Raw genomic sequence first — 5,766 nt, forward strand, 5'->3', positions numbered from 1 at the left:
TTTTTCTTCTCACACAAGTTTTTCCGTAAAAGCGATTTTATCCGTCAGCACACCATCGCCCAAAAAGATTTTGAACGAACGTGTGCCGACTGCCGCATAAGCGGAGAAAAGGGCTTTGCCTCACGCCTAAACAATAGTTTAGACTGATGAGACAAGGCCCCTTTCTTTTGTGCTTATGCCAAAGAGGTGCTTTTACGGGGTTTTGACGATTTTTCTTTTTTCGTTGTCCTTTTGAGCCGGAAGCGGAAAGCCGTGTATGACCGCACATTCCATAAATGGAACAAGCCGTCACTCACGGCAGACAAACCGGGAAGAATGATTTTATCCATCCGACCAAACACGTTTGGCCAAACAGATAAAAACATACTTCCTTGCCGATGGTTTGCTCGGTTTCACGCTACCGGCTATGTTCTTTTCTGTTGGGGATGTCTTTTTCACGGATTTCTCTTTTGAAGTTTTCCTGTCTAATCTGCCTCCACTTCCGTTTACCTCCATTTTCGCGCCTTTCAGTGAGCCGCATCAGGCAGTCATTTTCGTGCTGGGTGCAAAGGTAACTCCGGGATTGTACGGGAAAGCAAGGTCAAGCCTCCTGTTTTCTGGAAAAATCTCCAGCCTTTCGGGTAGTATTTTTCCGAAAAACCTTGCATTCCCTAATCCCTACCTTTTTAAGCACCCGAAACGAAAACGACCGATGCGACAGAAAGACGCATTAAAAAAAATGTCGGATAAACGAGAGGCAGATAAGATAGTTTGAAACTCAACTCCCTCAGCTCTTGAATCCGCATTAAAAAACAAAAAATCAAAAACAAAACGGATATGAGAACGGCAATAGCAACAAAATTCGTGGCATGGGAAGTACCAAGTTTGGAGAACCTGCAAGGCAGCAAGGTGTACGGACTTCGCACCAAACTGAACAATGGTGAGAAATTGAGCCGAGAGGAAAAGGATTGGCTTACACGCAACGTGAACAGCAACACCTATTTCAAGAGCGCAGTACCCTTGCAAGGTTGGATGTTTGACTTTTCCGACATTCTCCGAACCTACATTGTAAAGCAGTATGGACATTGGGCGGAATACAAGGCTACCGACAAGACCGCACTCCGCAGTTTCCTATACGGCAGGATAGACAGCATCGTGGAACTTAACAAATGATACGGCTATGACAGCAACGGTAAATTTCAGACAAATGGCGCAATACATAGGGCTTGCGATATGCACCCTAATCATGCGCACCGCCTTTTGGGTGTCCGGCATCCTTTGGTACATCGTCAGAGAGATAATAAACGGAGTGTTCCGAGTGGCAATAGGGGTAATCGTGGCTATTCTTTCCGTTATCCTGTTCTTCGGCTTCATTCTTTGGTTATTCACCCTTTAATCCCTACCGACATGGCAAAGAGAAGAAGCAAGACAGTGGAGCAACAATGCAGATACTACGAGGTGGGCAACATCTTCGAGTACATGGTGGAAACATACCTCAACGGCAATATGTCCGTGTTCCGTGGACTCTACCACGAACTGAACAAGGACGCACGGAAGGACTTTATAGACTTCCTATTGAGCGAGGTTGAGCCGATTTATTGGAGGGAGATTTTGAAACATACTATTTGACAACTCATAAAAACGACAGCGATATGAAAGGAACAGACCATTTCAAGAGAACGATACAGATGTATTTGGAACAACGTGCGGAGGAAGACACGCTCTTTGCGAAGAACTACCGCAATCCAGCCAAGAACATTGACGATTGCGTAACCTACATTCTGAACTATGTGCAGAAAAGCGGTTGTAACGGCTTCACGGACGGAGAGATATACGGACAAGCAGTACACTACTATGACGAGAACGAGATTGAGGTGGGCAAGCCTATCCAATGCCAAGTGGCGGTGAACCACATTGTGGAACTCACGGCAGAGGAAAAAGCAGAAGCACGTCAGCAGGCAGTCCGCAGATACCAAGACGAGGAACTCCGCAAGTTGCAGAACCGCACCAAGCCGACAAAGGCGAAAACAGAAACCCAAGTTCAACCCTCATTATTTGATTTTGGCTTATGAAACCGAGAAACAAATTTGAAAAAGCAGTTCTTGCCCAAAGCAAGAAACTACGCCCGATAACCCCGATACAGATAAATTGGGCATTCCGTAATTGCGTGGAGCATTATGCACACCGCTTGCCGAAAGGTCGTACCACTTGTATGGATTGCGGTCATAGTTGGGTAATGACGGAGCAGACCGAGCATTGTACGTGTCCCGAATGTGGAGCAAGTTTGAAAGTCTGCCTCACCTATCAGCGCAAGGTAAGACAAAAGCAGTATTTCACAACCCTTACCACAAGCGGAGAATACCAAGTGCTACGAATGTTCTTGCTTGTCGTGGGTATGGAGAAAGGGGTTAATGCCAAGTCCTATGCCCTTGAAATCGGGCAGTATTGGTGGAATGAACAAGGGCGTAAGGCTGTTGTTGCCATTCCACGCACATTGGGATGCTACATCGACACGTTCTCATTCGCTTCTCCTTTTGCTATCCGCAATGACAATGAAGCGTACCGCCATATCTCATATTCCCCGATATATCCAAGATATAAGGTGTTGCCGACGCTCCGCAGAAACGGCTTTAACGGCAATTTCCACGACATTGTACCCACCAAACTAATACCGGCATTATTGTCGGACAGCCGTGCGGAAACGCTGTTGAAGGCAGGGCAATATCCCATGTTGCGCTACTATCTGTACCACTCTTTCAATATTGGAGAGTATTGGGCTTCAATCAAGATATGTATCCGCAACGGCTATACTATTGAGGACGGCTCAATGTGGCGTGACACCATAGACCTCCTGCGTCATTTCGGCAAGGACACAAACAGCCCGAAATACGTTTGCCCTGCCGACCTCAAAGTTGAACACGACAAGTTGGTGGCAAAGCGCAACCTGCAAAGGAAACATGAGCGGACTGAACAGCAACGCAGGAAAGCGATTGAGGACGAGAAACAATATCTGAAAGCTAAGGGCATATTCTTCGGACTTGCCTTTACCGACAGCCTTATTTGCGTCAAAGTCATAGAGAGCGTGGAAGAAATGGCAGAGGAAGGAAGGACGATGCACCATTGTGTGGGCGGTTACCACAAACGAAAAGACTCCCTTATCCTATCCGCCACCATTGACGGAAAACGAATTGAAACGATAGAGGTGTCACTAAAAACTTTTGAGGTGGTGCAGTGTCGTGGCGTATGCAACGAGAACTCCGAATACCACGACCGCATCATCGCCCTTGTGAACAAGAACGCCAACCTTATCCGCCAGCGGATGAAAGCGGCATAATATCGACATCTAACAACTAACATTATGGAAGTAAGATTTGAAAGCATGGTTTTCCTATGGGATGATAAAATCCCCACGATGTTCCTTGAATTTATGAACCTCCTCACTCTTTGTCAGAGTGAGGAGCAATTAAGGGCGAGCGTCAAGGACTTTGCCGAGAAACACGAACTTGACAAGTTCTTCCTTTACGGCTTCGGCTCTCATCATTTCTACCTGCACCAACGCTACACGAGCGACCCCGAAATGGTGATGCAACACAGAGTGCTGTCTGTACATTTCTAATCATCTAAATAACAACGACTATGGCAACAAAATGACAATTAACGGAGTAAGCACCTGCCAATCGGCAGGAACGGAGAACTACGAGAAATTCCAAACGGGTATCGACAGACGCAAACGCACCCTTGTGCAATACGACTACCGCCACACGGACGGGGAACTTTTCTCTTGTGTCAAACCCACATTAGACGAATGTCGAGCCGCACGGGACAAGTGGCTAACGGCAAAGGAAAGGAAGGAGGAGAAGCGATGAACGAAGCAGGCTACCAAACGCTGATAGTCAAATTCAGCGAACCCATTACGGCATTGGACGGCATCTTTGACGATGCCGAAGCGTGGGGAGTTGATACCCTAAAGGGGTGGATAGACAGCTATGAAAGCAGCCGTTTCACTGCCATTGACAGCCATACGGCAGTCATCACGAGCGAGTATAGCATGGAATGTCTGAAAGAGTGGCTGGAAAAATGCACACCCATAACCGAGAAAACAGAATTTTGAACATTGGGGCGGTGTCCGCACCGCCCGAACCATAAACCTAAAAGACAACGGATATGATAGCAAAGACAATTTTAGAGCAGATTGGCGGCAGACGCTTTGCCGCCATGACGGGAAGCAAAGACTTCACAGACATGGGCAACGGCTTGCGCATGAGCCTTGCGAGGAACAAGACCAGTGCCAACCGCCTTGACATCATCTATGACGGAGGGGCAGACCTATACAATATGCGTTTCTACCGCAAGACGTTCAGCAAAAAGACATTCGAGAGCAGGACGAAGGACATTGAAACGCACGAGGGGATATATTGCGATATGCTGGAGGAAATGTTCACGATGGTAACGGGACTTTACACCCGCTTTTGAGGGGTGGGCGGCAAAAGCCGCCTACTTTCTTTCATGAGCATGATGGCGGATAAGAAAGTAGGCAAAGAAACCTTTGTACCAATCTACGATAGTATTCACAAAAACAAGTTTTAATCATGGAAACAATCAGACAGAACGGAAAAACCATCTTGTACAGCAACGACGGCATAAGCATAAAGATGGTTTTCAAGAACCTTACGGGCAGGAATTTTCAAGGTCAGGAATATACAGACTATATCCGGCATATCGCAATCGGCAGCATGGGATTTTCACCCGGTATCATAGAGCATTGCAGGGACGGTGAGGTTGCAGGCAAAGGGACAATCCCGAATGTATGAAAACTGAAACTCCGATGAAGTTGGCGGCTTCATCGGAGTTTCTTTCGTCAGACACTTATTCTTTATGGTACATACAGCAGCGCAAACTCAGCCTTCCTTCGTTTGAGCAGCATGGCGTGGCGTTTCCCCTTATAGTTACAGAAAGCGATATACTCCCGGTAGATGTTCCTGTCACCCGCCTCCAGCTTTCGGATTAGCGTGCTTTTGGGTATCTTCCCACTCCCCAAAAGACGGTACGGACCGACATTGTAGGCGAGCGTGGCAAGCAGAAGCGAATCCTTCCCGAACTGCTGGAACATCGCGCAGAACTTCCGCAGGTCTTTTCGCAGAAGCGCGTCCGCCTGCCGCTTCGTCATGGTGCGTGCCGAATACCTTTCCCCCGGCTGCAACCGATGTCCATATCCTACATACGGGTGATGTTTTTCCGAATGCCAGCCCTCAAAATACTTCGTGCATCGCACCGCCCTCTCAAATGGTGGCAGCCGGTAGATAGCCGCCTGCCCGTCCGTTCCCTCATGGCGTCTGTTCCGTGCGGACACGGAACAGACCGCCAGAAGCGAACAGAGGATAGCCATGAATACACGCATCATCGTGTAAGGGGCTTGAAGTTCCCGATGGGGACAACAGTGATAACCCCGTCATCCTTCACGTTTCGGTTGTTGAAGTCAAATTCCAACTCATAGGAGTTGCCGAAATTGTCCTCTACTACCACGATGAAGTTGTGCGCCTCGTCACCTTGCGCCGTGTAGTACAGCCGGAACTTCTCGTTTTCGAGCAGGTAGCGGTCATTGGGCAGGAAAGTGATGCCGTTGTCCATTTTCAGTGTGCCCTCACCCTCGAACTGGAAATACCGGATGGTATAGAGGGTATTGGCGAAATCGCCCGTTTTCTTCAGCTCACAGCGGATTTCCACCGTCTGCCCCTTTGTGACCTTGTTCGGCACGGGCATGGTTTCCACCGTGAAGGGATAGGATTG

14 protein-coding genes are annotated in these 5,766 nt (G+C 48.1%); 11 read left to right on the plus strand and 3 right to left on the minus strand.

The window, feature by feature from the left end:
• Positions 1-173 precede the first annotated feature (173 nt).
• Positions 174-329 carry a hypothetical protein gene (locus tag DXA54_RS28185; RefSeq protein ID WP_004314171.1) on the minus strand — a complete coding sequence of 52 codons (156 nt, stop codon included), beginning with the start codon at positions 327-329 and terminating at the stop codon, positions 174-176.
• 14 nt (positions 330-343) lie between these two features.
• Here DXA54_RS28185 and DXA54_RS28390 point away from each other — a divergent pair, with 14 nt between their 5' ends.
• The 11 genes from DXA54_RS28390 to DXA54_RS10390 all read left to right on the plus strand — a co-directional run bounded on the left by DXA54_RS28390 (position 344) and on the right by DXA54_RS10390 (position 4,790).
• Entirely contained in the window at positions 344-754 is a 411-nt protein-coding gene (locus DXA54_RS28390; protein WP_032588465.1) for a hypothetical protein, read from the plus strand.
• A gap of 62 nt (positions 755-816) precedes the next feature.
• Positions 817-1,152: a hypothetical protein gene (locus DXA54_RS10345; protein WP_004310306.1), complete on the plus strand. Its 336-nt coding sequence runs from the start codon at positions 817-819 to the stop codon at positions 1,150-1,152.
• A gap of 7 nt (positions 1,153-1,159) precedes the next feature.
• Positions 1,160-1,375 (plus strand): hypothetical protein, encoded by a 216-nt coding sequence (locus DXA54_RS10350; protein WP_005643957.1) that lies wholly within the window; start codon positions 1,160-1,162, stop codon positions 1,373-1,375.
• A gap of 11 nt (positions 1,376-1,386) precedes the next feature.
• On the plus strand, positions 1,387-1,608 hold the full coding sequence (locus tag DXA54_RS10355) for a hypothetical protein (protein ID WP_008019901.1): 222 nt from the start codon (positions 1,387-1,389) through the stop codon (positions 1,606-1,608).
• Positions 1,609-1,631: 23 nt separating this feature from the next.
• A complete protein-coding gene (locus DXA54_RS10360; protein WP_004310304.1) occupies positions 1,632-2,051 on the plus strand; it encodes a PcfK-like family protein in 420 nt (139 codons plus the stop codon).
• Complete coding sequence (locus DXA54_RS10365) at positions 2,048-3,313, plus strand: PcfJ domain-containing protein (RefSeq protein WP_004310303.1); 1,266 nt, start codon at positions 2,048-2,050, stop codon at positions 3,311-3,313. Before DXA54_RS10360 ends, DXA54_RS10365 begins: the two co-directional genes overlap by 4 nt.
• A gap of 24 nt (positions 3,314-3,337) precedes the next feature.
• Positions 3,338-3,595: a hypothetical protein gene (locus DXA54_RS10370; RefSeq protein ID WP_005827305.1), complete on the plus strand. Its 258-nt coding sequence runs from the start codon at positions 3,338-3,340 to the stop codon at positions 3,593-3,595.
• Between the two features lie 31 nt (positions 3,596-3,626).
• Positions 3,627-3,845 (plus strand): DUF3873 domain-containing protein, encoded by a 219-nt coding sequence (locus DXA54_RS10375; RefSeq protein ID WP_008770680.1) that lies wholly within the window; start codon positions 3,627-3,629, stop codon positions 3,843-3,845.
• Positions 3,785-4,090, plus strand: a complete 306-nt coding sequence (locus DXA54_RS10380) for a DUF6956 domain-containing protein (RefSeq protein WP_004310302.1) — start codon at positions 3,785-3,787, stop codon at positions 4,088-4,090. Before DXA54_RS10375 ends, DXA54_RS10380 begins: the two co-directional genes overlap by 61 nt.
• A 53-nt stretch (positions 4,091-4,143) precedes the next feature.
• Complete coding sequence (locus DXA54_RS10385) at positions 4,144-4,452, plus strand: hypothetical protein (RefSeq protein WP_004310301.1); 309 nt, start codon at positions 4,144-4,146, stop codon at positions 4,450-4,452.
• Between the two features lie 116 nt (positions 4,453-4,568).
• Positions 4,569-4,790 (plus strand): hypothetical protein, encoded by a 222-nt coding sequence (locus DXA54_RS10390; protein ID WP_004310300.1) that lies wholly within the window; start codon positions 4,569-4,571, stop codon positions 4,788-4,790.
• Between the two features lie 62 nt (positions 4,791-4,852).
• Here DXA54_RS10390 and DXA54_RS10395 read toward each other — a convergent pair whose 3' ends face one another.
• Both DXA54_RS10395 and DXA54_RS10400 read right to left on the minus strand, forming a co-directional pair.
• Positions 4,853-5,380 (minus strand): glycoside hydrolase family protein, encoded by a 528-nt coding sequence (locus tag DXA54_RS10395; RefSeq protein ID WP_005827312.1) that lies wholly within the window; start codon positions 5,378-5,380, stop codon positions 4,853-4,855.
• Positions 5,377-5,766: DUF3872 domain-containing protein (locus tag DXA54_RS10400; protein ID WP_120079413.1), on the minus strand; the 390-nt coding region annotated here is incomplete at its 5' end. The genes DXA54_RS10400 and DXA54_RS10395, both read right to left, overlap by 4 nt.

Origin of the sequence: Bacteroides sp. OF03-11BH (assembly GCF_003604005.1) — a bacterium.
GTDB lineage: Bacteria > Bacteroidota > Bacteroidia > Bacteroidales > Bacteroidaceae > Bacteroides > Bacteroides ovatus.